Source organism: Acinetobacter sp. Ac_5812 (assembly GCF_013072695.1).
GTDB lineage: Bacteria > Pseudomonadota > Gammaproteobacteria > Pseudomonadales > Moraxellaceae > Acinetobacter.
In genome coordinates this window covers 980,430-1,006,506 of record NZ_LXUK01000022.1, presented here as the reverse complement: position 1 = coordinate 1,006,506, position 26,077 = coordinate 980,430, and the positions used below count along the sequence as shown (strand labels likewise).

Here is a 26,077-nt window from a genome sequence, read left to right as displayed (position 1 = left end):
TTTCTTATAGATTAACAGTATAAACAAATGAAATGAGGAATGAGAAATGACAAATTTGGAACGTCTACTCAGCCAATATGCGGCTTATCACTTAGATCGAAATAATATTGTGACCCATTTTGTGGGTATTCCCTTAATTGTTTTTTCTATTCTATGTTTAACCGCACGTGCGGGTGTAGAAATTTCAAGTCTTTCAGTCACATTGGCATCGGTTCTGATTGTATTAAGTACAATTTATTATATTTCACTCGATAAGCTATTCGGTCTTTTGATGCTGATTTTATTGGTCTTGGCATATCCATTGGCTGTGAGTATTGCGGCTTTACCGATGTGGAGTTGGTTGGGTGCCAGCATTGGTATTTTTGTAGTGGGTTGGGTGTTTCAATTCGTGGGTCACTATTTTGAGAAGAAGAAACCAGCTTTTGTCGATGATGTGATTGGTCTAGCCATTGGACCATTATTTGTACTGGCTGAATTTGTGTTCTTACTCGGATTCCGTAAGCCCTTACATCAGCGCATTTTAAAAGAGGCACAAATGAAACGTGCTGAAATGGATATGAAGCCGCAAACGGTGTCTTAAGTTGCCAGTTTGATCTAAAAGTCCTGCATAAAAACCCTGAAAATGTGTAATTTTTAGGGTTTTTTTATGCAGTTTATTTATTTTAATCCGAATTAAATTTATAGCTTGAAAGCTAAGCTAAAAAATAAAGAAACATCAAAAATGGGATTATCTTATCTTGGATAAATAAAGGAATAAGTTGTTTTATAAAATGTCCTAAAGTAGCAAATAAAAGACAGTGAGCTGAACTACAATAAATAATTAAATGGATTTATTTTTATATAACAAGATTAATATGCGATTAAATAATATTGAATTCCTTTTGGAAAAAATAGGACTGACTGCACATAAACGTGTCATTCATATTCAGTTTGCAAATCAGAGTTTAAATCCTCAAATTTTCTTGCAGCATATTGAGGGCGTTCATGGTGTTAATCAAGGACTCAAAGCTGAACTAATCTGTCTGTCAACGGATGCCACCATTCCGCTCAAGCAATTCATTGGCAGTCAGGCTACGATTGATACAGTAACTGATCAGGGGCAGCTTAGCCGTGTCACTGGGATTATCACCCAAGCATCACAAGGCGTATCTGACGGCAGTTTAAGCCTTTATAAACTGACTTTAGAAGATCCAACCGCGCTGTGGCATAAAAGGCGAAACTCTCGCGTCTTTATGAATAAAAGCGTACCCGAGGTAGTAGAGGTTGTGTTCAGGGAATGGCAACAAAGGAGCCCATTATTTGCTTCAAGCTTGACACTGGATTTAAGTGGGTTGCGCACAGACTATGATGTACGTCCATTTATTATGCAACATAATCAGACCGATGCAGAGTTTTTAACATTTTTGATGCGGAGTGAAGGGATGAGCTGGTTGGTCGACGAAGCCCAGCTTATTGTTCCGACTAGCAATAGTCCAATCCAAGCGCAAAAACTACGTTTGATTGATGACAATAGCCACTATCAAGCCCTAGCGCGAAGAACGATTCGTTACCATCGTAGTGATGCCACCGAACAATACGACAGCATGACCAAACTGAGGGCAGAACGCAGCTTACAACCCACCGCCGTATATATCCAACGTTGGCAAGCCGATGCACTGGAACAAGAGGACGGAGCAGGCAGTGTTCAAAGCAAACATCAGCACAGTGAAGGCGATAATGCAGCCTCACTTGGACTCGAAGATGCATGGCATTTCAGTCCAGCATGGATGCAGGACCTAAAGGGTGAAGATGGTGTAACACCATCAGGACATGCGCAAATTGAAAAGCTTAATCAGCAGATTGGGCAATACCACGACTTACAAGCAAAGCAATTTGTGGCGAATAGCACCGTTCGAGACGCCCATGTCGGGTATTGGTTTGAACTGACAGGACACCCTGAAATAGATCAACATCAAGGAGATGATAAGCAATTCCTGATCACTGCCAAGCAGTTTTACAGTCAGAATAATCTCCCGAAAGACCTAAGCCAACAGATCCAAGATCTGATCAACCAGAGTCAGTGGCAACAACAGATAACTGGCACTGAACAACGTCAGGCAAACCAACTAACACTACAACGCCGTAATATCAAAATCGTACCTGAATATAATCCCTTAACTCATAGGCCAACTGCTCACCCAATGCGAGCTCGAGTTGTTAGCCTTGAAGGGGAGGAAATCCATGTGGATGAATGGGGGCGTATAAAAGTTCGTTTTTTATTTACCCGTACAGAAGACCATAGCCATGATGGTGGTGCAGGAACCAACGATGATGATACTGACTCAGCATGGGTCGATGTCCTGACCCCTTGGGCTGGCGAAGGTTTTGGTGCGCGGTTCTTGCCTCGCGTCGGTGAAACTGTGGTCATTGACTTCTTTGATGGCAACCTTGACCGTCCTTTTGTGCTGGGGAGGATTCATGAAGCGCAGCGTTCACCCACTCAGTTTGATCAAATAGGAAAACTCCCTGAGACCAAAAAACTGTCAGGTATTCGATCATGCGAATATAAAGGCGAAGGCTTTAATCAACTGCGTTTTGATGACAGCACAGGGCAGATCAGCACACAACTGCAAAGTAGCCATGCCGCCAGTCAATTGAATCTCGGTCAGCTCAGTCATCCAAAAGACAAGGCTGAAAGCGAAGACCGTGGTGAGGGCTTTGAACTGCGTACCGATTTATGGGGTGCAGTACGTGCGGGAGAAGGTTTATTGCTTTCAACCCATAAGCAAGACCAAGCACAAGGCGAACATCTGGATGCACAGTCAGCCAGACAGCAACTCGAAACGAACCAAAATAATGCCCAAGCACTGAGTGAGGTCGCCAAAAATCAGCAGACTGATGAACTTGAATCTCTAGCGCAGTTAAAAGCGTTCGCTGCGCAGATCGAAACAAAGATTGCCAAGTTCAATAAAGCATTGCTGTTACTGAGTTCACCCGAAGGTATTGGCCTGAGTAGCCATAAAGATATTCATATCTCGGCAGATAGACAGATCAATCAGATCGCAGGCGAGAGTATTCATCTGAGTACACAAAAAAATCTGATTGCCCATGCACAAAACAGGATCAGTTTGTTTGCTGCCCAAACAGGGATTAAACAGGTTGCGGCGAAGGGGAAGTTTGAAGTCCATGCACAAACGGATGGCATAGATTTATTCTCTAAACAAGGCATTCAAATTATTTCGACTGAAGATCGGATTGAAATCATTAGTGCAAAAGAAATTGTGATTACAGGCAAAGATTCTCAACTGAAACTAAATGGTTCAGGCATTGTTGCGACCACAGGTGGAAAATTTGAGGTGAAGGCAGGTCAGCATGTGTTTCAAGGGGGTGAAAATATTGTTGTACCAAAATTGAGTTTACCAACAGCCAAGACACTCTTTAGCAATCAGATTAACTATAACTGGGATATAGAATCAGAAGGGAATAAGCAGATTTTTATTATTGATCAGAAGACCAATCACTTAATAAAAACAAAAATGGATCAACTTGATGCTGAAAATCAGCTGAGTTCATTACGGTTCCATACACCGCAAGCCACAGACTTTACGGCACTCATCTTTAATTCGGATCTTCCTCGTTTAAAGCAGGATTTGCCTGATCGTGAAAACATTGATGAATTATTAGAGGAGGCACTTCTGGAAGAACAAAATGGTGAGACCTATGCGGAGGAGGATGCTGAGCAATGAGTAACTTAGTCACTATTACAGCAAAATTTTATGATAAATCTGGAACTCATTTTAATCAGTTGAATGTTCAGTCGAGATATCAGGGTTCATCTAAGGCCAATACTCAACAAACTGATTCCAACGGCTTTTTTGTATTTCAGGCATCTCCAAACAGAAGAGTAGAAATATTAGCTAAGCCCCCGAATCAAAAAGATTATATTGTTTTTAAAACTATAGATTCTTCTATTCTTTCTTCAAAAGACAATCCTGTTAAGGTTCAACTGCCTAAAACCATAGATGAATATAAACAGGTTAAACAGCCTACACCTGCTAAAGGAATTGTAAGTACCTTTTTTAAGGTGGTGGATCGTAATGGGAAAGTGATGAAGAATTTTCCTGTTCAGTCTAGACCGAAAGGTAAAGGAAACTCACCCGATAAATTCACTGATGATCAGGGGATTGTAGAAGTGAAGTCTTCTCCGAATCGGGATATCGAAGTCTTAGTACTGACTTCAAATGATCAATTTGTTTTAAAAAGTTCAGTCAATTCAGCTAGCGGAAGTTCACAACCGATTCTGATTAAATTAGATGAGCCTTATGCAAACTTTTTAAGTCGATCAATGATCAAAATCTTAGATCGGGATGGGAAGGCGTATGTTGTAGAAAAAACTAATGTAGAAATGTTAATTGTAGAGAGTGGCAAGAAGCAGTTGTATAGCATATCCAACGGGAAGTTAGCTCTAGAGAGTATGGTCGGGCAGAAACTGGAATTTACAGTGTATAAGCCTGACGGTAAGCCATTGAAACCTCAGCCTTATATGGCGACACGAATAAAAAACAATCCTGCTGAGTTACATCTGGATGTGGATGTAACCAAAGGAACAACAGCACCAAATGATCCAGAGATTAATAAAGTAATTAATGATTCTGAAATACCAAAGTTCTTAGCAGAATGTATTCCTTTGTATGACGGGTATATGTTAGCTGAATCAGATTATGAAGCAGCAGCTAAAGTTCTCGGTTGTGAAGTTCCTGCGATAAAAGCTGTGGCACAAGTTGAGAGCCCTAGAGGAGCTTTTGATAATTTTAAAAAACATATAGTTCCATCTATTTTGTATGAACGACATAAATTTCGAACATTTACAAATAATAAGTTTTCAAAGGAATATCCAGATTTATCTGGAAATCGTGGTAATTATGGAAAATATAGTGCTCAATATCCAAAATTAGTTAGAGCAATGGAATTAGATGAAATTGCAGCTCTGAAGTCATGTTCCTGGGGGAAATTTCAAATTATGGGATTTAACTACAAAGCAGCTGGTTTTCCAGATGTTAGAACTATGGTAAAAGCAATGTTTAAAAATGAAAAAGAGCAACTCAAAGCTTTTGTTAATTTTATTAAAGATAGTGAAACACGAATATCAGCCATAAAAAATAAAAAATGGGCAAATTTCGCATTGAACTATAATGGTACAAGTTATAAGGACTATAATTATGATACAAAAATGCTTGATCAATATAATTATTATAAAAGCAATCCTAGTAAATTGCCTTAGGCTGGAGGTTGGATGTGAAGAAATATTTTTTTATACTCATAATCATTCTTAGTTTTTTAAATTATATTGTATATGCAAATAATATTGTTGATTTTTCTAAAGAAAATAGCATTGTTTTAACAAAGGTTGATTCTAATAGTTGCTATATTTATGACAATAATAAATTAGATTATATTCTTTTGGCAGGACCTAGTGATAAAAGTTACTTTTATTTTCCATGTGGAGGGGTGAGTTTTAGTAAAAGAGTAAGTGTAAATAATATTAATTATTATGTTGTAAATTTGAAAGTTAGAACGTCACCACAGGAAAGCACTGATTTTATTAGAGTGGTTAAATTAGATGGACATAATTTAATTGATGAAAAAGAGTTGTCTTATAGTGTTAATAGTTGTTTTTCATTAGAAGGGGGTTATAAGGTTTTTGATATTCCATATCTCTCATATCTTATTTTTAATAAAGATAAATTAAATAGCGTCTGTGATGAGAGTTCAGGTGAAATAGTCATTGGAAGAAAAACAAACCTATACAATTTTCTAAATAAAAAATTTTCTAAGAAAGGATATTTGATTAAAGATGATAAAGTAGTATTTTCTAGATATATGTCTGTAGATGGTGAATTTTGGCTATATGTTTCTTATGGTGAGAAAGTTAAAAGGTGGGTAAGGATGAATGATATATTTTAAATTTAACATGAATAAAAATTCTATTGTTTATATAAGATATTTACCTGTTATTTTCTTTATGATTTTTTCAGCCTGTTCATATGGCAATAAAGATCGTCTTGGTGGTGAAAATTGTGTGCTGGATGGAAAAGTTTGTTTAATTGCAAAGGATGGTGATAAATTTCTTATAGTAGGAAATAAGGAATATCCTTCAGTTTTTTATTATGATGAAGTAGAGATAAGGAGGCTAAATAATAAATTTATAAGTAAATATGGAGAATATAATTGAAATATTTATTGTATTTATTATTTTTTATTTCAATGTTTTCATTCGCAGAGAGTAAACATTGTATAAGTTTTGAGAAAAATTTTAGTGATTATAAAAATAGCAATATGTATGATTTAGATATGTACATTAGTAATTGTCAAGGTGAGAGAAAGAAAGTTGATACATTTGGATACTTTGGTGATACTCCTAAAATAAACTTTTATTTTTTTGAAAAAATAAATTCAATCAATAGGCTTTTTGTGTCTACATATGTTTATACAAATATATATGAAGAAAATCCGAAATATATCTATCAAAATGGCAAATATAACTTTATTTATGCATATGATTGTAAAGAATTAAATTGCAGTGAGAATAAAAATATTAGCAATTTTTTTGGAAATGGAGCTAACTTGGTAGATGTGAAAAACTACAAAGTAGTTAGTAAGTATCCTTATGATTCAATGGTAAAGCTCAAAGAAGAAGTTAATTCTGATTTATTTAAAAAATGGCTTTCTAGTCAGTTGAAAATAGGTCGTATTTTAAAAAAAACAAATATTTATCAAGAAAATGGAATTAATTCTAAAAAAATAGGTTATCTTATTCACGATGATGAGTTTTTTATTAAAGATATTAGTTCAAGATGGATTCATATTATTTACCAAAGAAAAAATGGTAAGAAAATAGAAGGCTGGATAGATTGTCAAGACACTAACTTATGTTTATAAAGTTTTTTAAAAGAGAAAAGATAATAAAGAGCATCTCAAAGAAACTGGATTAAGAAGAAAGAAATGTTATGTATTGCAAATGAAGACAAGTTTGGACGAGAAAGTCATTTTGAAGTGATAGCTTGCCAAACTGAAATGACAAAAGAGCGCATTTCATTCCTAAGGAAATATTGAGTTTTCTATGAAATTTAATATTAATATTTGAATGATGTAGGATTGTTAAATGAAAAAATACCTTTTACATTTCTTTTTTATTGTTTTACCTTTATTTTGTTATCAAAATGCACTTGCAAAAGACCAATGCCATATGCAAGAAGTCATAGATTTGAGTGTTTTTAAGAAAAATGACTATAAATTATTTAATTATACCTGCTCATCGGAGCAAGGTGAGACTTTGAAAAATTATATTGGAAATTCCAAAAACAAGGTTCTTGTAAATGAATACTTTGATTCTGCTGCTAGAGAAAACCCTAAACTTTTAGCCGTTAGTGTTCATAGACCAAAAATGGAAAAATTGCCTTTAATTATAACTCTTCACACATCATATTATTGTTGTACCCCTCAAATAGAAGGTAATTCTTATGAAGTTAATCTTTATCAGATAGATAAAAATATGAAGTTAACAGAATTAACAAGTCTACTAGGTGATGATTCAGAAGGTTTTGAAGGACAGGTAGAGGGGCGGGTTTATTATAAATTCAAAGATATTGCTTCGATTAAAAAATGGCTGGATAAAAATTATAAATGAGCGTCTTTGTTGGATTGTTATCTATACGCATCGGCATTCATAAAGTTTTTATTTTCGATGAATATTTTAAATAAAAAAACCGCCAATAAGATCCTTATTGGCGGTTTGGAAATCAAAAAACTGATTTATACATTAAAACGGAAGTGTAATACATCACCGTCTTGAACAATATAGGTTTTACCTTCTAAACGCCATTTACCAGCTTCTTTGGCACCGCTTTCACCGTTATATTGAATGAAGTCATCATATGCCACACATTCAGCACGGATAAAGCCTTTTTCGAAGTCGGTATGAATTACACCAGCCGCTTGTGGCGCAGTCGCACCGACTTTAACTGTCCAAGCACGAACTTCTTGTACGCCAGCAGTGAAGTAAGTTTGTAAGCCAAGTAAGCTATAACCTGCACGAATCACCACGTTTAAGCCTGGTTCTTCCATGCCCATCGCTTCCAAGAATTCAGCACGGTCTTCATCTTCTAACAATGAAATCTCAGCTTCGATCTGGTTGCAAAGTGGTACAACAATCGCATTTTCTTCAGCAGCAAGTTTTTTAACTGCTTCAAGATGCGGGTTATTTTCAAAACCATCTTCTGCAACGTTTGCAATATACATGGTTGGTTTAAGTGTCATTAAACCAAAACCGCGAACTGCTTTACGTTCGTCATCCGAAAGGTCAGCCGCACGTGCTGGTTTACCTTCATCAAGTAAAGGTTGGATTTTTTCTAATACAGCTTTAGTTGCAAGTGCTTCTTTGTCACCGCCTTTCGCCGCTTTAGTCAAACGTAACAATGCTTTGGCAACGGTATCAAGGTCAGCAAGTGCAAGTTCAGTGTTGATGGTCGCGATATCATCTAAAGGGTCAATTTTACCATTTACGTGAATCACGTTTTCATCTTCGAAGCAACGAACCACGTGGGCAATTGCATCTGTTTCACGGATATTGGCAAGGAATTGGTTACCCAAGCCTTCACCTTTAGATGCACCAGCAACCAAACCTGCGATATCAACAAATTCCATCGTAGTTGGAATAACACGTTGCGGTTTAACAATTGCTGTAAGTTTATCTAGGCGTGGATCTGGAACAGGGACAATGCCTGTGTTTGGTTCAATGGTACAGAACGGAAAGTTTTCAGCCGCAATCGCTGCCTTTGTTAATGCATTAAATAATGTAGATTTACCTACGTTTGGCAGACCAACAATACCGCAATTAAAACCCATGAAACCACTCACAAATGTGTTATTTAAAAATTGCTGCTGATTTTACATGAAAGCCATGACAAAGTCAGGTCATGGCGCGTGCGGATTTTTATTTCGGACTTAAACTTTGCGTTTATCCAGTTGTTTGGCAATATTATCGCCTGTGACTTGTACCAACATCACCAAGACAATCAGCACTAAAATTACCGCCAGCATCACTTGCATATCAAAACGTTGATAGCCGTAGCGATAGGCGATATCGCCCAAACCACCTGCACCAATCGCACCTGCGATGGCAGAGGAACTGATCATGGTCACAATGGTCACGGTAAAACCTGCGACAATACCCGGCAAGGCTTCAGGGAGTAACACATGCCAAAGAATCTGTTTACGATTACAGCCCATTGCTTGCGCTGCTTCAATCAACCCTTGATCGACTTCACGTAGGCTGACTTCGGCAATACGGGCAAAGAACGGAATCGCGGCGATGGTTAAGGGCACAATCGCAGCCAACACACCATAGCTGGTGCCAACGATCCAACGGGTAAATGGAATTAATGCCACCATTAAAATCAGGAAGGGCACGGATCGAGTGATGTTAATGACCCAGCCCAAAGGCTGATTAATTTTCTTTGAAGGATAAATCCCAAAATCAGCGGTACTGACCAGAATCAAGGCAATCGGCAGACCAATCAAAAAGGCCAGAATCGCAGAGACACCGACCATGATTAAAGTATCGGTCGTACCTGTGAGTAACAGATCAATGAGTTGATTGTACATATCCGATCGCCTCAAGTTGTGTTATTGCAGGATGTTTTTCAAAGTGGGTGTGAGTTAAATCAAATTCCGAAGAGGGAACCCCGATAATCAATGAGCCAATCGTACGTTGCTGAATGCTATTAATTTGGCTGTGGTAGATTTGAACGGGGCGATTAAAGCCATCCAATAGTTCATATAAATCAGGAATGGCTTGCGATTCACTGACATATTTTAGCTTTAAAATCTGATGGGTACTCTCAGGCAGAATGGTTGGGCTCAGTTCAAAAGGTAAATTTATCTGCTCAAAATTGAGTAATTCCTGAGTGATCTGTTGTTGAGGATCGGAAAATACCGACCAGACTTGCCCAGACTCGATAATCTCACCATGATCAATCACGATCACCTGATCACAAATTTCTTGAATGACTTGCATCTCATGGGTGATCAAGACAATGGTTAAACCGAGGTCTTGGTTGATCTGTTTTAATAAGGCCAAAATATTGGCCGTGCTTTCAGGGTCGAGAGCTGAGGTCGCCTCATCACAGAGCAGAATTTCAGGCTGAGAAACCAAGGCACGGGCAATGCCCACACGTTGTTTCTGCCCACCTGACAGTTGAGCAGGGTAATCCTCTCGCTTTGCTGCTAATCCAACCAGCGTCAGTACATCACTGACCCGTTGTTCGATCTCAGCCTTGTCATAACTGGCAATACGTAGCGGTAGCGCCACATTTTCCCATACGGTTTTGGCGGACATCAGATTAAAATGCTGAAAAATCATGCCAATTTTCTGCCGAGTTTTAATCAACTCGGCATGACTGAGTTCAGCAATATTTTGCTGATGAATCAAAATACTGCCTGCATCAATTGACTCCAGACCATTTAAGGTACGCAGCAGGGAGGATTTACCTGCACCACTTTTTCCGATAATCCCGACAATCTGTGCTTTAGGAATATCCACATTAATGTCTTTTAATGCATGTAAGCGTTGGCCCTGTACCTCATAAAACTTATTTAAACCACGGATTTTCAGATGTGGAACTGAAAAATCAACTTGTGAACCAAAACTCACCATCATCGTTCTCCTTATTTCCAGCCTGGGAACCACAACGTTGGACCAAAATCACTATCCAAGGCTGCTTTGACTTTCGGTGAGTTTTGATAAATCTCGACAAATTTCTGTAGTTTGCTGTCTTTATCCTGATAGTCATCACGCACCACAAATAAAATCGCATAACGCTTATTGGTATTGTCATCAAACAATAAGGCACTTTCAGGATCAGCTGTTTTGGCTAAACGTAGGTAATGTGGATAGCCAAACGCCAGATCAACATCATCAATGGCACGTGCAGTTTGTGGGCCTTCAACTTCGGTAAATTTCAGGTTCTTCGGATTTGCAGTAATATCTTTCAGTGCAGAAAGGTGATTATTGCTGTCTTTCAGTTCAATCAGCTTGGCTTGTTGCAGCAACAATAAAGCACGACCTTGATTCACAGGATCATTCGGAATAGCAACTGTTGCACCATTTGGCAGTTCATCAAAGCTTTTATATTTTTTTGAATACAGTCCGACATGCGATGCTGCACCTGCCGCAAATGACTTTAATTTAAACCCCGTTTCTTTAATGGCATTGTCCAAGAAGGGCTGATGTTGGAAAAAGTTGGCATCAATATCACCATGATTTAGTGTAATGTTCGGCGTGTTCCAATCGGAAAACTCGACCAATTTGACATTCAACCCTTGTTGTTTGGCTTCATCCGCAGCGACTTGTAACGGATGTGCAAAAGACGGACTAATCCCAATTACCAGTTCACTGCTTTGGTTCTGTCTTTGTTTATTCCAAATCAATAAGGCAATAATCGCAACAACAACGACAAGGCCAATACCCAACCATTTTTTAGAGGCTGTTTGAGCCATATATTTCTCCAATTCTATTCTTAAATGTTTAAATGCTAAGCACTAATTTCTTCAATTGTTTTTAAGTCATGTGTGTTGTTCTGCGCTCTACATCGAAACTGATCGGCAGGATGGCTTGCAGCTAAATGATCCCCTTGAGCAAACAGTTTATTGCGTAATGAACCTGTGGCATATTCAGTTTTATAACGTCCGCGTTGCTGTAACTCTGGAATCACCAGTCGAATAAAATCATGATGTGATTCAGGTGCAACGGTACGAGTCAGGTTAAAACCATCGATACCGGTTTGATCGAGTAGCTCAATCAGATATTCCGCAACTTCAACACCACTTCCGACAATCAGCGGATAACGTCCACCCAAAACATGCTGTGCTTTTAAGTCATTCTTACTGATGCGCTGTTCTTTAAACTTCTCATTGACTGAGGCAATGCTATTGCTCTTTTGATAAGGAATCGCTTCATCATCAGCAAACTTGGCAAGGTCAATACCGACTGAGCTGGCATAATGCGCTAAACCTGCTTCTGGGCTGGCATATTGGCGATATTCAGCCAGTTTCTGTCGAGCAAGTTCATGTGTTTCAGCCACAACGACGGTAATGCCGACAAAGATTTTAATCGCATCTTCATCTCGACCTTGCTGTGTTGCTTGTAGTCGTATCTTATTAACGTGCTGACGAATTTTTTCAGGCTGATCACCGCCAATAAAAATACATTCCGCATGACGTGTGGCAAATTGCAGACCTTTCGGTGATGCACCTGCTTGGAAGAGTGTTGGGGTACGTTGTAGTGACGGCGCAACCTGAAACACCCCTTGGCTTTGGTAATATTGGCCTTGATGATTGATCGAGTGGACTTTATTTGGATCGGTAAAAATGCGTTGTTGCTTATCTTTTCTCAAGGCATCATTTTCCCAAGAGCCTTCCCAATATTGATAGCAAAGCTGTAAAAATTCCTCAGCCTGATCGTAACGGGCGTCATGATCTTTTAGACCTTTTTGCCCAATCAAACGTTCGGCACTATCCAGATAGCCTGTCACGATATTCCAGCCTAAACGACCTTGGGTTAAATGATCCAGACTGGCAAAACGCCGTGCAAATTGATAGGGCTGTTCATAGCTCAGATTGACCGTGACACCAAAACTCAAATTTTGTGTGACCAAAGCCATTGCCGAAATCAGGGTCGATGGATCATGGCTTGGTAGTTGAATGGATTCTTTGAGGGTCAGATCAATCCCATTCTGATAGACATCATAAACACCGGTAATATCCGCGAGGAATAAACCATCAAAAAGACCTTGTTCCAGCGTTTGGGCTAACTCAGTCCAATAACTCAGTTCATTAAATCGATGTGATTGATCACGCGGATGGGTCCACAAACCATGATTGATATGACCGACACAGTTCATATCAAAGGCATTCAGTAAAATTTTCTTCGGGAGATTTTGACCCATTACAATGTCCCCCGACGCGGTGGCAGAATGCCATTCAACACATAATTACCGATAAAGTAATATTTCCAGCGCGCAGCATCGTGCAGGGTATGGACCCGTGCATTACGCCAATGCCGATCCAGTCCATCTGCACGTTGACTGCCACGACTACCCGCCAACTCAATCAGTTTTGATGAGGCTTTTAATGCTGTTTCGGTACTATGCGCACGCACTTTTGCCACATCAATTGAGGCTTTGGCCAAGGTCTCTGCATTGAGGTCCTGTTTGGCGATATCTACAGATCGAGCTGCTTGTTTAAGTAAAAGTTCGCTGGCTTTGACATCGGTTGCGACACGACCCAGTTCAGATAGGGTTAAAGGATCTTGCGTCGCAGATTCAATATTGGCATCAATCCAAGGACGAGCCACACGCACGCGTTGTAGTGTTTCTTCAAAGGCAGCACGGGCAATGCCGACTTCAATCGCAGCATGCATGATCTGGGCAAAGGGGCCAACTAGAGACAGTTGCTTAAAGGCAGTATCAAAAGGAATCACATCCTCTTTGGCAACAAAGACCTGATTAAACTTAACTGTGCCGCTGCCCGTGGTGCGTTGCCCAAAACCAGACCAGTCATCAATCAGTTCTAAGCCTTGGCTGTCGCGTTGTACAAAAGCCAGAAACTCATTGCCCGTTTCATCAACTACTAAGGTTGGAATACGATGTGCAAACAGGCTACCCGTGCAATAGAACTTTTCTCCCTGAATCAGATAGCCTTTCTCATTTGGAATCAATGTTGTTTGCTTATGTGCAGATGTACGAGTTTTAAATTCAGCCAGTGCATTACCGAAACGAGCACCGTGTAAAACTTCTTGATAGAGACGTTTCTTTTGCGCTTCTGTGCCTGTATTACGCAGTACTTCCAATGCATAGAAGTGATTTTGTGGAATTTGCCCAATCGAACCATCTGCACCGCTAAACAGGGCAATGACTTTGGCAACGGTAAGGCTGGAAACTTCTGCACCACCATATTGCTTAGGTACGGTAATCGCCCACAAACCAGACTGGCTATAGCTTTCGATTTCAGTAAACGGCAAGTTTCGATTGGCATCGCGTTCAACCGCTGCTTGTTTAAACTGCTGACTCAGTTGAGTAGCAATGTCTAGTGCTTCTGCATCGCTTTGGATAATGTGCGCTGCTTTAATATGGGTTTTAGCAAAACCTTGTAATTCTTGGTATGAGGTCATGATTTACTCCTTAAATCCAAGCATGGCGGGCAGGGGGCGTACCATTGAGGTAATAGTCACCGATGGCATGGAATTTCCAACGCACAGGATCATGTAAGGTATGTACACGGGCATTGCGCCAGTGTTGATCAAGATTATGTTGGCTCAGGCTGGCACGGCTGCCACCAAGTTCCAGTAGCTTCTCGGAGATATGCAGTGCAGCATCATTGGCATAGATCTTTGCTTCTGCTACTAAAATTGAGGCACGCGCGCCTTGTTCGGCAGAGATTTCTGTAAGTTGATCCAGTTCATCCAGATATTCGGCAGCATCATCCAGTAATAAAATCGCTGCATCGAGCAGGATGTTGAGCTTGCCAACTTCTTGTAGGGTGTAATGTTCTTCACTGGCTTTTTCTACACCTGAATCGATGATCGGTCTTGCTTTACGAATGCTAGATAAAGTGTCATCAAAAGCTGCTTCGGCAATGCCAACATCAATCGCAACCTGTAAAAGTTGAGAATACGCACCGCGAACATTTGGGGTGTCGGCAATAATGCGCTCATCAAAAAATAGTGCAGGATCAACTTCAACATTGTTTAATTTAACTGTGCCACTGGCTGTAGTACGTTGCCCAAAGCCATTCCAGTCATTAATCACTTCCACGCCTTCGGCATGACGCTCAACCAGAGTCAATACGGTATAACCATCTGGATGAAGTGCTCTAATTGCTAACCAGTCTGCAAAGCTGGTTCCAGTTGAGTAAAATTTTTCCCCGTTTAAAAAGTATTGACCATTTTCCAACCTTAAACTGGTTTGAATGGCTTTGGTATCTTTGGAGTTTTTTTCTGGCCCACCATTGGCGATACGTTTGCCTGCCAGAATTTCAGTATAGATAAACTGTTTTTGTGCATCTGAACCAGTGATATTAATAAAATTTAAAAGGCCGAATTGGTTTTGTGGAATTTGTCCGACATTGGCATCGGCTTTAGTTAAAATACGAAACACATGAGCTAAGGTTTTATTGGAGACAAAAGCACCCCCATATTGTTGCGGTACACGGATTCCGCCAAGGCCTTTTTGGCTAAACTGGATGATTTGTTCTGTCGGCAGAATCCGATTTTGATCACGATGATTACGATCTTCTAATGCAAAGTCAGCAACTTGATAGGCAGCATTAATCGCCTGCTGATCATTTGAAATCAGTTGTGTTTGAACTTGAATCACTGATTGATTACTGGACATGTGAGCACCTCTAATAGATAAGAGACACTTTACAAAAGTTTTACTTTTCCACTAAACCATCAGTTATGCCTTGTATATCACAATAATTCCTAAGCATTTTTTATGAGAAAAATAACAGAAAAATTAATATTAAATATTAATATAAAACAATGGTTTGAGTTTTATGCTGATTTATTAAACAGTATAAAAAGTCATTGTCTATGAATGAGAGGAATATTCTCACCATGAAAATTTATAAAGCGACTTCGCCAAAATTAAAAAAGATCGAACGAAAAGGACATTGTATTCATTAACTTTTACTTCTAAAGTAGGGAAAACCTTATGTTTGATCGAGTAGAAAAATAAATTTGGAGAGTTTATGCGGGTTTTATACCAATTTCCTTTGTCTCACTATTGTGAAAAAGCTCGCTGGTTGTTAGATCATAAGGAATTGGACTATGTGGCACATAATTTAATTCCAGGTTTCCATCGTGCGTTTACTTATCTAAAGTCTGGGCAATATTTATTGCCGATGCTGAAAGATGATAAGCGGTGGGTTGCTGATTCAACACAAATTGCTTTATATCTTGATACGACATATCCTGAACATGCGTTATTGAGACGTGATGAGCAGTTACGTGAGCAGGCTTTAGAAATCGACAAATTGACTGATGAGCTTGGTGTTCATGTCCGTCGTTGGTCATTGGCACATGCACTTTCAGTGGGTGACCATCCGCTTGAAATCATGATGGGTGAACAAGGCTATTTACGTCAGTTTGAGAAGATTTCTAAACCGATATTAAAAAGTCTGGTTTCGACTAACTATAAATTGAGCCCTGAAAAAGTTGCTCAATCCAAGTTGCGTATGACCGAGTTGATTAGCGATCTCAACCAGCGTTTGATTGATAATCAAGGGCGTTATATGGTCGGTGATCGTCTTGGTTTAGCGGATATTGCAGTGTGTTCTATTCTCGCGCCTTTACTGGTGATTAAAGGTACGCCGTGGGAATTGGAGAGTGATGATATTGAACAATTCAATAGCGAATTGAAACAATATTATGACTATTTACTCGACCTGCCGATTGGACAATACGTACAGCGGATTTACGCCACTGAGCGGAATGCGCGAGTTGATTGGCGCGGTTTGTAAAATATTCTGCAAGTAAAAGCCCTGACTGAAAATAATCGGGGCTTTTTTATGGGAAAGAAAATTGAAAAATTGTGGATAAAGCAAAAAATAATTAGGGAATAAAATTAGTTTTTAAAAGAAAATTCGTTTTAAGCAGAAAATATTAGAAATTATTGCCAAATTTACTTTAAAAAAACTGAAAAGAGGGAAATAATTATAAAAAGGCTTTGTTATCTTATGTTTCAGGGTGTGATGGGGATCGAAACGAGTTGTTCAACTATTGGGAGATCAGTTGAACAGTTGCTCAAAAGGTCTTGTTTCGGCTTTGAGACAAAGATAAACCAAAAGTTTATCGGAATCATGTTTGCGTTATCCATGCAGCATCGTCAAAAGTTAAACGAATGTTTTCCCTTGACCCTTAAAAATTACTGAGTGAGCAGTTCCGATAAAAACATAGATTGAAAGAGAGGACTATAGAATGGAATTGGATCGTTTTGATAAACAAATTCTTGAAATTTTGACCCATGAAGATGTCAATCTGAATGAGCTATCAGAGCGTATCAATCTTTCTGTGAGTTCTGTGCATCGTCGTATTAAAAACCTGATTGAATCCCAAGTGATGGGGCAGCTCAAACGAGAAATTAATTTTAATAAACTAGGCTTTAGCCTACATATTCTGTTACAGGTTTCATTGAGCAAACACGACAGTGAAACCTTTGATAAATTTCTACAAGAAATTGAAGATATTCCAGAAGTGACCAATGCCTTTTTAGTGACTGGGCAGAGTGCGGATTTTATTTTGGAATTAGTGGCACGTAATATGGATGATTATAGTGAAATTTTATTACGCCGTATTGGTAAGATTGATAGTGTAGTCGCATTACATTCAAGCTTCGTGATCAAAGAATATAATGTATTTAACTGCTATAAACTTTTAAATAAGCTATAAAAAATGCATCTAAAAAGATGCATTTTTTGATCATCAGAAAGTATTAAGCATCAAGTTGAGCTAACACTTCTTCAGAGAATTCAACGTTGGTATAAACGTTTTGAACATCATCAAGATCTTCAAGCATATCAATCATTTTCAAAATTTGTTTTGCTTGATCGATATCTGTGATTTCAGCTTTAGTCGATGGGCTCATCACAACTTCAGCATTGTCAGATTTTAAACCTGCTGCTGTAAGGGCATCCTGAACATCACCAAAGCTCTCTGGGCTAGTAATCACCAAGATACTGTCTTCATCAATCTCGATATCATCTGCACCCGCTTCTAATGCGATATCCATGATTTTGTCTTCTAAAGAAACATCTTCAAAAGAAATTTCGCCACGCTTGGTAAACAAGTAGGCAACAGAACCATTGGTCCCCAAATTACCGTTGGTTTTACTGAAACAGTGACGCACATCTGGAACGGTACGGTTTAAGTTATCGGTCATTGTTTCAATGATAACTGCAACACCGCCAACACCATAACCTTCATAGGTGATTTCTTTTAAATCATCATTATCTTCACCGCCAGCACCACGTTGAATGGCACGATTAATCGTGTCACGTGTCATATTCACTGAAAGTGCTTTTTCAACAACAGCACGCAAACGAGGGTTACTCGCCGCATCTGGACCGCCCAAACGTGCAGCAGTGACGATTTCACGGATGTATTTAGTAAAAACTTTACCGCGACTCGCATCTTGTTTCGCTTTACGATGCTTAATATTGGCCCATTTAGAATGACCCGCCATGGAAGTAACTCCAAAAAATTAAAACTCAAAAAAGTGCAGGAATATTAGCATAGCGATGGTTTTGTTGAAAACTCTCGCAGCTCATATTCAAAATTTAAAATCTTGATCAAGTATCAAAGATTGATCAAATAGACGGAATAATTTAATTAATTTTCACATCAATATCATACTCAGCATAAAGCGCTTTGATTTTTTCTAGATCTTGTTGCAAATCTGTTGGGTAAATTTTACCTAGAATGCCGCCTTGCTTAGTACGAGCATTGGCATACATCAAAATAATGGGCACATTGGCTGCTTTGGCGATATGCCAAAAACCAGTGCGAATAGGTTTGCGCTCTTCACCATCTTTGGCACGTGTTGCCTCTGGCGCAATCACGAGATTAAAGCTGTCATTTTGATTAAATAGCTCAACCATTTGGGTCACGATATCTTTATTGGCTTTACGGTCGACTGGAATGCCGCCTAAACGTTCTAAGATTGGTTTTAATGGGCCTTTGAATAACTCTTTTTTGATTAAGGTATGAATTTTGAGTTCTAAAATTTCAAATAAAGCGAGGGAGAGGATCGTATCCAGATTTGAGGTATGCTCAAAGCCAATAATGACTTGTTTTTTTTCTAAAATGTTTGGGTCAACTTTGTATTTCCAACCTGTTGCTTTAAAAATAGATTTTCCTAAAAATTTTTTCATGTTTATCATCATAGGCTTTGAGTCGCAGCAGTGTAATACGAGTTTTCAGGAAAATACATATCCTAAAACACCAGATGAAAAGAAATTTGGATGTCTTTTAAATGATCAAAAAATTGAAGTGCAACAGATCCAAGTGAAAAACTTAGCTCGTTTCTCGGTTTATGCAATTAAGATCAAAGAAGCTTTAGAAAGTTATTCAATAGAAACAATCACGCCGTTAATTGAGCCGCAGATACTCAATATCAAACGCTAAGCTCTAAAGTGTTTATCGAGAATACAGAGCAAACAAAGGCCATTGCTGAACTTGTTTTAAAAATCATTGATGTAAATGAAGCATTCTTCAAAAAAGAGAAAAGATAGAATAGGTCAAGAAAGAAACAAAAGAGGTTGGTTGGTTTCATTCATTCGCTTACTTGATCCAGAGTGGACACAGACATGATGAGATCATGGACATGACTTACGGTACTTTCATGCACTACTTGAAAGAAGCTCATGCTTTAGAACGATAGCAAATTAAATCGTATGCAACAGCAACTCGTGTTTTGAATAATGCAAAGCAGCAGGGATGGGAAAAATATATTAAGCAGTTGGAAAATTAAGAAACTTTTAGGAACATTTCATTATTTATTTTGTGATTTCACAATAACTAATAGATATAATATAATCTCTATTATAAAAAAGGTGAAATAAATGAAAAATTTAATTCTAGGGGTGTTAGTTAGTTTTTCTACAATATCGAGTGCATTTGCAGTGTGTACATATAATTTAGATGCTACTCCTTATGAAATATCTAAAATGTATTCTGGACAAAATATAACGGAAAGATTTCCTACAGTAGTTTCTCAAGATTATGGTTATCAGATTAAAAGTACAAATAGTGTTTTAAACTCCTTAAGACTTTATGCTGCGGGAAGTTCGACTTTTGTAAATGCTATATCTTCATGGGATGCTGCTAGTTCCAAAGATGCTGAACTAAACGGGGATGTTGTTTTACCTGAGAATGGAATTTATGCCATTGAATTTAAAATAAATTCATTCCATTTTGCGAGTAATATTGGTTCTGCTGAATATAATTTGGGTGCAATGATTGTAGGTACAAGTAATAGTAAACGCGGTGTAAATATTATTCCAATTTTATCCAATACTTCGACTGGATTAAAATTAAAAATTGATATTGTTGATAAGCTCGGAGGGAATTTTGAAACTGTAAGTTTTCCCGTACCAAATCAGCTTGCTAATTTTAGATATGGCTTATATTTTAATCAAGACACCAAACAGGTGGGAGTAATTGTTAATGGCGTAAATAAGGGCTATATTAATACTCCACTATCTAATAAAATAGATGCTTTAGGTTTTATTTTGCAAGGTCGTATATCTAATATCCCTAGTGCATCATCATATTTAAACAAGTATGTAACTGCTAAAATAATTACTGATAAAAGTGAACTGAATTTTAATTATCCTATTGGCACTAAAGATATTTGTAGCAATATAATTTGAACTTGGAGCCTCCTTCGGGAGGTTTTTTTAATGACTTTTATTCAGTCATTTGGAAATTTACCCTCAAATTAGAAGGGGGAGTATATGAAGAATAAAGTTTTAAAAGGTTTGATGTTCATAATTGTATGGGGTGTTATTTACTGGATAACAGTGAGTGATTTTTGGTTTATTTCGTTCTTAGTTGCTTATTTGATTATTTCTGCTGTAGATAAGGACACCTTATTGCAAATAGTTAAAGGATTTGACAAAAATGATGAAACATTATTTGGTAGTGTAAAAGATTTATACGAAGAAGTTCAGATACTTAAGGGTGATAAAGAATCTTTAAAAAATGAATTACAAAAACTTCAGAATCAAATATCTGAGTTAAAACAGGCTAATGGTGATGAGAATCGGTAATGCCTATTAGGATTTAAAGGGTTTCTGATGACCAAAGAAAAGCCCTGAGGGGCTTTTTTATTGAAGTAAAGGATTAGCAATTGGATGAATAAATAACTCTAGGGTTGTTGCTTTATATAACTCTGGGGTTATAATAGCATTATCGAGTTAAGAAGGTGGTAGCGTGAAAAGTCTGGATTTGATCAAGATGATTGAAACAGACGGTTGGTATCAAGTTAGGGTTACTGGAAGTCATCATCATTTCAAGCACCCAACTAAAAAGGCACTGGTAACAGTTCCACATCCTAAAAAGGATTTACCAAGCGGAACTGTTAAAAGCATTTTGAAACAAGCAGGTCTTAATTGACCTGCTGTTTTCCGACTTAAAAAAACCACTATTAAACATAACGCAAAAGGCGATATGGTAAGGGCCTAGGGCTTGGAGTAAATGATATGTTATATCCGATTGCAATTGAACGTGGATCAGATACAGAGGCATTTGGTGTTGTTGTTCCAGATATCGCGGGGTGCCATGGTGCTGGCGATACATTTGAAGAAGCCTTAGAAAGCGTAAAAGAGGCTATTTCTGGACATTTAGAAATTCTTGCTGAAGATGGTGAAGATATTCCTTTAGCCTCATCAGTGGGTAAATATATTGATTCTGATGACTATAACGGCTTTATTTGGGCTGTTGTAGATGTTGATGTGAGCCGCTATCTAGGTAAGGCTGAAAAAATCAACGTCACACTGCCTAGTCGATTAATCCGATTAATTGACGATAAGGTTGGTAAAGATCGACAGTTTAAATCCAGATCCGCATTTTTAGCTGCAGGTGCTGAAAAGTTACTGCATGCCTAATTTAAATTCACCCACTTCGGTGGGTTTTTTAATAACGGAAAAAGCCCCGAAGGGCTTTTTTATAGATTAAGACCAGTTATTAAATTCACAATGGTCATGACTGTTTGGATTGCGCTCTACCAATTTTAAACATTCACCACTGAAAACCATTGGTATTTATTTCTGTAAAGCTGTACTGAACTCTGATGAAGATTGTTTCATTTCACCAAGTAATTTATTCAATAATGATTGGGCATCCTTGCGATCTCTAAGCAAGCGTTTAATTAATGCTTCCTCACATGCGTAACAAGTTCTTAGATATGACTAAATGATACTGAGAATGCGATTAAACTCTTGTGCCAAGACCGGCAAATGCTCAACCTCAAACCTAGAAGGACTTGGAACACCAGTCACATTACGAAGTGAATATCAAATAGCAATACTGACAGATTGCTTTTGGTCTAAATGTCCAGAACAACACCAAATTAAACGTTTGATATTAAGCATGCCGTTATTGTTGATGTAGTTACGTGGAGTGATAGGTTTCGGTGCTTCGTATTTACCAGTTTTTCGAATTGATAGAAGAACCTCAGAAGTTACCCATTTTTTGAATTTCTTCGCTTCTGGTTTACGGCTTTTTAGTATTGCTGAGTAAAGTCCAGATTCACTGATGATAAGCATTTCTTGGCTTCCACCAAGGGTATACTGATTGTGTATACCCTTTTCGTCATCATCTAAGTTGCGTGCAATATGTGAGGCTGATGGATAATCTAAAGCATTTGCAACATCAGAAGCGACGAACCAAAGTTCACTATCGATATCAACGATGCGAACATCGCGTAGTCATTGTGAAACGTAAATTGTGTTAAAGTAGCCATGTCAGGTTTCCTTGTTTGAAAGTTGATAACTCGCCCCCGCTTTCCGCCAAGAATGTGTTTGGGGTATTTTAATGTGACATCATTTTTGATTTCTTTAACCCTGATATCTGAAAATTTATAGGTCAAGTATTTTATATATTTACAAGTTTTAATTTAGAACTTATATTGCTTGTGCTGGCTAAAAGATAAACTATCTATTTAGAGTCAAACTTCAAAGCCTTGTGGTTATATTGTTTAATGGACTATTTTGAAATAAGTATTAAATTTCAATTGTTTGTTTTGATGCAGAAATGAGTATGTCAATGAGTGATGCAACCAAAATTTCAAGATTCAGCTCTATGGCAAAAATCACAGGCTATGGGTTTATTCTTTTCTTTTTGGGCGCAATATTTTTATTTTTATTAAATGTTGCTGATATTTTAATTCAAACAGATTGAGGGCGATTTTTAGTCCGTTTAGTACGCTGGGGCGAGTTACACGGTGGTGGAGAACACTACGAAATTATGATCGGTGTTATCTACGTAGTTTGGGGGTGGTTCCTGCTGAAGGCTGCTATAACCCAATAGAAATTATATATTTTTTGAGTTCACCATGGTCGCAAATATTGCACATTTTGGAGCAATGCTGATTATGGGATTGGTGATGACACATGAAATACCACATCTAATAGGTGATGTATTGATGGGGTGGATACTACTAATAGCTTATATATTTTTGGTTGCCTGTTCGGAAAATTATTAATTCTAAATGATTTGTAAAGCCCTCTGATGAGGTTTTTTTTTAATTTTAATACTTGTTGTTTTACTTTTTCTAGGTCATTAATACTATAACCTAATAATTGCGGAAGCTTGCTTTTGTCGCATGTCGCGACATTCTCAGATCTAGCGTTATATGTGTTACGAATGTTTTTGAGGTCATCTGCCCAGTTTGGAACCAAACCTAGCCGTACGCCACTCTAAACCTTGATCCGTTGAAATGATGATGGGCCCATCATAATCAGGGAAAAGGTCAGCTTTATAGTCAAATGTAGGCTCATACAAATTTAGTAATTGAGCACGGCTTCGTGAAATAGGGTTCATAGTTTGCGCACATAGAGACCTCATTATTTTATTTATATTGATTTTTTTCATAGTAATACTTTTAGATATATAAAATATTTTACAGCTTGTCGATTTTTTTGAAAAAAACTTTAAAAAACATTTAGATGATCTTAGAATTTGTAAATTTTAAGTTTGAACTTTAAAAGTCAAAATTGTGTTTTTTATGTTTATTTAGAGAAATTGTCATATGCTAAAAGGTATATTTAGTTTTACCCTAACTATATGGATCATATATGTTTTATGGTTCTTTTTGTTCACTAATAATGCAGAAGATCGAATAAAGAATTTAGAGTTGGAAGAGGTGGTAAGAGGTCATTTCGATGAAAATGAACAAGAGTACGCAGATAAATTTTTAAACTATGCAGAAAAAAATGGTGCAGAAACAAATAAATCATTAACGAAATCTTTAAAAAATTTAGGTGCTGAAAATTTCTCTTTGAAAGAAAAAGTTCTCATGCCTCAAGTAAAATATATTAGCTATAAATTTGAATATAAAGGTTATACAATTACAATGGGTAGTAAAGTTGCAGAAAGAAATCTTATAAGAAAAGAATATCCTGGTCCGTTATCAAAATTACTTTTTATCGAATCATTGAAATGTTCAAATGGGCGAAATGAAAAAATAACTGATATGATTAGCTTGGATAACGTAACAGGCTTAGCAATAATGTCTTCGTTTTACACAGACCCTAAGTTAAAAGCTATGGATGAAGTCATTAGTTATATTTGTCCTAGATGATGAAAATTAATGCATAGAACAAGAAAACTTGTTTTGCATTTTTCAGATCGTTTTAAATTATGAAGAAGAACAGAGGGCATCTGCTAAGTATGGTGCCCTTAAGTACAATAGAACAGGATGAGCAATTCAATCGAATTTTTGAGATCAGCAATCTAAGAATCTTTTACGAAATGATATGAGCAAATATCTCTACATTAACCTAAAACAATATCTTCAATCTCATTCATTGCTGCTCGAAGTTTCTTATCACTGATCTGAACATAACCCGCAGTAACATCATTTTTATCTTCATTCTTATGATTCAGTAATTTCTTAATCGTATATTTCCCATAGTCCAGGCTTTCGGCAATTGAACCATATGTACGGCGTAGATCATGGAAAGTGAACTGGATACCACAACTTTCATTGATCTTAGCTCTAACTTTTGAAATATTTGTAATGTGGCCTGATTCAGATTTTACTGAGGGGAAAACCCAATCTACAGAAATTTGTTTTCTACGCTTTTTCATCATTTCCCAAAGGAAGTCGCCCATAGGGAGTGTATGTGGTTCATTATTCTTCGGATTTATTGAAGTGATATAGCCATATTTCAAGTCTACAGCTGACCATGCCAGTGACTCACATTCTTCACGTCTAAAGCCGGTTAGGATCAATGTGATAAGAAAGTCTTTATTGGTCTCAAGCTGCTGGCCACGGTCTTCAAAATTTAATACAGCATTGACCCAATCGGGCAACTTATCTTCATTGATATATGAACTGCGTCTACGAATCTTATTCCATGACTTTTTTGCTGTTAAAGTTTTAACAGGGTTGAGTGGGGGAATGATGGGCTGTTCATCATCATCCAGATAGTGTTCGATCGAAAAATTATAAATAGCACGAAAGACACGCATACACATATTGGCCTGAGCTTTACTATTAAGGGATAGGTCCTTATGTTTTTCTTGAACCATGGTCCTTGTAATGTCTTTGAGCTTCGCGTTCTTCCAGTCTTTTAAGTATCCATTAACGACATCACTGTAATCATCTAGCGTACGAGGTTTTAATGTGCGTTCTTCGAGATATACCAAGTATGCATCATTTAAAGTCGGCTGAGACTTTTCTATATCAAAAATTGCTTTAGCGTCTGCGATCTTCTTCTTTTTCTTATCGATTGGTTTTATACCCATTGTCATGTCTAAAAGGGCTTCTTGAGCCAATACTTTTGCTTGAGTCAGGGTTATTTGTCCATGAATGCCCAGAGTAGACCGAGTAGACCTGCCATTAACCTTTTTTTCAACGATATAAGTTTTATATGAGGTGTTTACACGCACAGCAAAGCCAATTAACTCACTATCACGATAAATCGCAGGAATTAATTCGAGTTGGTCAATAAATGACTTAGTTAGCTTTACTCTGTTTGCAGACATGAGCTAGAATCCGCTTGTTTCACAACATTTAGCATCATATTACAATATTATCTGCGGTCTACTATAGGTCTACTCAAGAAAAAACTTGTAATTAAAAATGATTTTCGCTAATATTAGATTCAAGCTGAATTGTAGAGAATACAAACAGTTATAAAGTTTAGGGCCTATAGCTCAGTTGGTTAGAGCAGCGGACTCATAATTCAGAAGTTACAAAAAATAATTCGCAATAATAGACAACAATAAACAATAATTCGCAATAATTTCTCTATC

Annotated in this window: 27 protein-coding genes and 3 pseudogenes; 18 read left to right on the top strand and 12 right to left on the bottom strand. The window is 37.6% G+C overall.

Annotated features, from left to right (window positions below):
• Nucleotides 1-46 precede the first annotated feature (46 nt).
• The 8 genes and pseudogenes from A7P55_RS18300 to A7P55_RS18265 all read left to right on the top strand — a co-directional run bounded on the left by A7P55_RS18300 (nt 47) and on the right by A7P55_RS18265 (nt 7,666).
• A complete protein-coding gene (locus tag A7P55_RS18300) occupies nt 47-580 on the top strand; it encodes an Mpo1-like protein (RefSeq protein ID WP_171553215.1) in 534 nt (177 codons plus the stop codon).
• A 274-nt stretch (nt 581-854) separates the two neighbouring features.
• Nucleotides 855-3,725 (top strand): type VI secretion system Vgr family protein, encoded by a 2,871-nt coding sequence (locus A7P55_RS18295; protein WP_171553214.1) that lies wholly within the window; start codon nt 855-857, stop codon nt 3,723-3,725.
• Nucleotides 3,722-5,260, top strand: coding sequence for an N-acetylmuramidase family protein (locus A7P55_RS18290; protein ID WP_171553213.1), 1,539 nt, complete (start codon nt 3,722-3,724; stop codon nt 5,258-5,260). Before A7P55_RS18295 ends, A7P55_RS18290 begins: the two co-directional genes overlap by 4 nt.
• Before the next feature lie 14 nt (nt 5,261-5,274).
• Complete coding sequence (locus A7P55_RS18285; protein WP_171553212.1) at nt 5,275-5,943, top strand: hypothetical protein; 669 nt, start codon at nt 5,275-5,277, stop codon at nt 5,941-5,943.
• A 7-nt stretch (nt 5,944-5,950) separates the two neighbouring features.
• Nucleotides 5,951-6,211: a hypothetical protein gene (locus A7P55_RS18280; protein ID WP_171553211.1), complete on the top strand. Its 261-nt coding sequence runs from the start codon at nt 5,951-5,953 to the stop codon at nt 6,209-6,211.
• Nucleotides 6,208-6,918 carry a hypothetical protein gene (locus tag A7P55_RS18275; RefSeq protein WP_171553210.1) on the top strand — a complete coding sequence of 237 codons (711 nt, stop codon included), beginning with the start codon at nt 6,208-6,210 and terminating at the stop codon, nt 6,916-6,918. The genes A7P55_RS18280 and A7P55_RS18275 overlap by 4 nt, the downstream gene beginning before the upstream one ends.
• 39 nt (nt 6,919-6,957) lie before the next feature.
• A pseudogene (locus tag A7P55_RS18270) lies at nt 6,958-7,092 on the top strand (hypothetical protein); the annotation flags it as partial.
• Between the two features lie 49 nt (nt 7,093-7,141).
• Nucleotides 7,142-7,666 (top strand): hypothetical protein, encoded by a 525-nt coding sequence (locus tag A7P55_RS18265; protein WP_171553209.1) that lies wholly within the window; start codon nt 7,142-7,144, stop codon nt 7,664-7,666.
• Between the two features lie 125 nt (nt 7,667-7,791).
• Here the strand turns inward: A7P55_RS18265 and ychF are convergent, their stop codons facing one another.
• From ychF to A7P55_RS18230, 7 genes are all read right to left on the bottom strand, one after another.
• Entirely contained in the window at nt 7,792-8,883 is a 1,092-nt protein-coding gene (gene ychF / locus A7P55_RS18260) for a redox-regulated ATPase YchF (RefSeq protein ID WP_005271118.1), read from the bottom strand.
• Between the two features lie 99 nt (nt 8,884-8,982).
• Complete coding sequence (locus A7P55_RS18255; RefSeq protein ID WP_005062303.1) at nt 8,983-9,642, bottom strand: methionine ABC transporter permease; 660 nt, start codon at nt 9,640-9,642, stop codon at nt 8,983-8,985.
• Entirely contained in the window at nt 9,623-10,693 is a 1,071-nt protein-coding gene (locus A7P55_RS18250; protein WP_171553299.1) for an ATP-binding cassette domain-containing protein, read from the bottom strand. Before A7P55_RS18250 ends, A7P55_RS18255 begins: the two co-directional genes overlap by 20 nt.
• Before the next feature lie 11 nt (nt 10,694-10,704).
• Nucleotides 10,705-11,535, bottom strand: coding sequence for a MetQ/NlpA family ABC transporter substrate-binding protein (locus A7P55_RS18245; protein WP_171553208.1), 831 nt, complete (start codon nt 11,533-11,535; stop codon nt 10,705-10,707).
• Between the two features lie 35 nt (nt 11,536-11,570).
• On the bottom strand, nt 11,571-12,983 hold the full coding sequence (locus tag A7P55_RS18240; RefSeq protein ID WP_171553207.1) for an LLM class flavin-dependent oxidoreductase: 1,413 nt from the start codon (nt 12,981-12,983) through the stop codon (nt 11,571-11,573).
• Nucleotides 12,983-14,206, bottom strand: a complete 1,224-nt coding sequence (locus A7P55_RS18235; RefSeq protein ID WP_171553206.1) for an SfnB family sulfur acquisition oxidoreductase — start codon at nt 14,204-14,206, stop codon at nt 12,983-12,985. Before A7P55_RS18235 ends, A7P55_RS18240 begins: the two co-directional genes overlap by 1 nt.
• 10 nt (nt 14,207-14,216) lie before the next feature.
• Nucleotides 14,217-15,428 (bottom strand): SfnB family sulfur acquisition oxidoreductase, encoded by a 1,212-nt coding sequence (locus tag A7P55_RS18230; RefSeq protein ID WP_171553205.1) that lies wholly within the window; start codon nt 15,426-15,428, stop codon nt 14,217-14,219.
• A 358-nt stretch (nt 15,429-15,786) separates the two neighbouring features.
• Here A7P55_RS18230 and A7P55_RS18225 point away from each other — a divergent pair, with 358 nt between their 5' ends.
• Nucleotides 15,787-16,557, top strand: coding sequence for a glutathione S-transferase family protein (locus A7P55_RS18225; protein ID WP_171553204.1), 771 nt, complete (start codon nt 15,787-15,789; stop codon nt 16,555-16,557).
• A 457-nt stretch (nt 16,558-17,014) separates the two neighbouring features.
• Complete coding sequence (locus A7P55_RS18220) at nt 17,015-17,485, top strand: Lrp/AsnC family transcriptional regulator (protein ID WP_004661600.1); 471 nt, start codon at nt 17,015-17,017, stop codon at nt 17,483-17,485.
• A 43-nt stretch (nt 17,486-17,528) separates the two neighbouring features.
• Here the strand turns inward: A7P55_RS18220 and A7P55_RS18215 are convergent, their stop codons facing one another.
• Both A7P55_RS18215 and A7P55_RS18210 read right to left on the bottom strand, forming a co-directional pair.
• Complete coding sequence (locus A7P55_RS18215; protein ID WP_005293306.1) at nt 17,529-18,278, bottom strand: YebC/PmpR family DNA-binding transcriptional regulator; 750 nt, start codon at nt 18,276-18,278, stop codon at nt 17,529-17,531.
• Between the two features lie 142 nt (nt 18,279-18,420).
• Nucleotides 18,421-18,978, bottom strand: coding sequence for a 1-acyl-sn-glycerol-3-phosphate acyltransferase (locus A7P55_RS18210; RefSeq protein WP_171553203.1), 558 nt, complete (start codon nt 18,976-18,978; stop codon nt 18,421-18,423).
• Here A7P55_RS18210 and A7P55_RS22890 point away from each other — a divergent pair.
• The 5 genes from A7P55_RS22890 to A7P55_RS18185 all read left to right on the top strand — a co-directional run bounded on the left by A7P55_RS22890 (nt 18,965) and on the right by A7P55_RS18185 (nt 21,702).
• Nucleotides 18,965-19,219 carry a hypothetical protein gene (locus A7P55_RS22890; protein WP_354667325.1) on the top strand — a complete coding sequence of 85 codons (255 nt, stop codon included), beginning with the start codon at nt 18,965-18,967 and terminating at the stop codon, nt 19,217-19,219. The two genes, A7P55_RS18210 and A7P55_RS22890, sit on opposite strands and share 14 nt — an antisense overlap.
• 437 nt (nt 19,220-19,656) lie before the next feature.
• Nucleotides 19,657-20,466 carry a DUF4882 family protein gene (locus A7P55_RS18200; protein WP_171553202.1) on the top strand — a complete coding sequence of 270 codons (810 nt, stop codon included), beginning with the start codon at nt 19,657-19,659 and terminating at the stop codon, nt 20,464-20,466.
• 84 nt (nt 20,467-20,550) lie between these two features.
• Nucleotides 20,551-20,865: a hypothetical protein gene (locus A7P55_RS18195; protein WP_171553201.1), complete on the top strand. Its 315-nt coding sequence runs from the start codon at nt 20,551-20,553 to the stop codon at nt 20,863-20,865.
• Nucleotides 20,866-21,028: 163 nt separating this feature from the next.
• Entirely contained in the window at nt 21,029-21,211 is a 183-nt protein-coding gene (locus A7P55_RS18190) for a type II toxin-antitoxin system HicA family toxin (RefSeq protein WP_171553200.1), read from the top strand.
• Between the two features lie 86 nt (nt 21,212-21,297).
• A complete protein-coding gene (locus A7P55_RS18185; protein WP_171553199.1) occupies nt 21,298-21,702 on the top strand; it encodes a type II toxin-antitoxin system HicB family antitoxin in 405 nt (134 codons plus the stop codon).
• Between the two features lie 66 nt (nt 21,703-21,768).
• On the opposite strand, the pseudogene A7P55_RS22500 reads toward A7P55_RS18185, so the two are convergent.
• Nucleotides 21,769-22,559, bottom strand: a pseudogene (locus A7P55_RS22500) (Bro-N domain-containing protein).
• 302 nt (nt 22,560-22,861) lie between these two features.
• On the opposite strand from A7P55_RS22500, the gene A7P55_RS22825 reads away from it, so the two are divergent.
• Both A7P55_RS22825 and A7P55_RS22710 read left to right on the top strand, forming a co-directional pair.
• A complete protein-coding gene (locus tag A7P55_RS22825; protein WP_289847050.1) occupies nt 22,862-22,996 on the top strand; it encodes a hypothetical protein in 135 nt (44 codons plus the stop codon).
• 154 nt (nt 22,997-23,150) lie between these two features.
• The gene (locus A7P55_RS22710) at nt 23,151-23,300 is read left to right on the top strand and encodes a hypothetical protein (protein ID WP_252727896.1); all 150 of its coding nucleotides are present in this window, start codon (nt 23,151-23,153) and stop codon (nt 23,298-23,300) included.
• Between the two features lie 121 nt (nt 23,301-23,421).
• On the opposite strand, the pseudogene A7P55_RS22705 reads toward A7P55_RS22710, so the two are convergent.
• Nucleotides 23,422-23,651: pseudogene (locus tag A7P55_RS22705) on the bottom strand (SOS response-associated peptidase); the annotation flags it as partial.
• A gap of 195 nt (nt 23,652-23,846) precedes the next feature.
• On the opposite strand from A7P55_RS22705, the gene A7P55_RS18170 reads away from it, so the two are divergent.
• On the top strand, nt 23,847-24,398 hold the full coding sequence (locus A7P55_RS18170; protein WP_171553198.1) for a hypothetical protein: 552 nt from the start codon (nt 23,847-23,849) through the stop codon (nt 24,396-24,398).
• Between the two features lie 194 nt (nt 24,399-24,592).
• Here the strand turns inward: A7P55_RS18170 and A7P55_RS18165 are convergent, their stop codons facing one another.
• Complete coding sequence (locus A7P55_RS18165) at nt 24,593-25,807, bottom strand: site-specific integrase (protein WP_171553197.1); 1,215 nt, start codon at nt 25,805-25,807, stop codon at nt 24,593-24,595.
• Between the last annotated feature and the right edge of the window lie 270 nt (nt 25,808-26,077).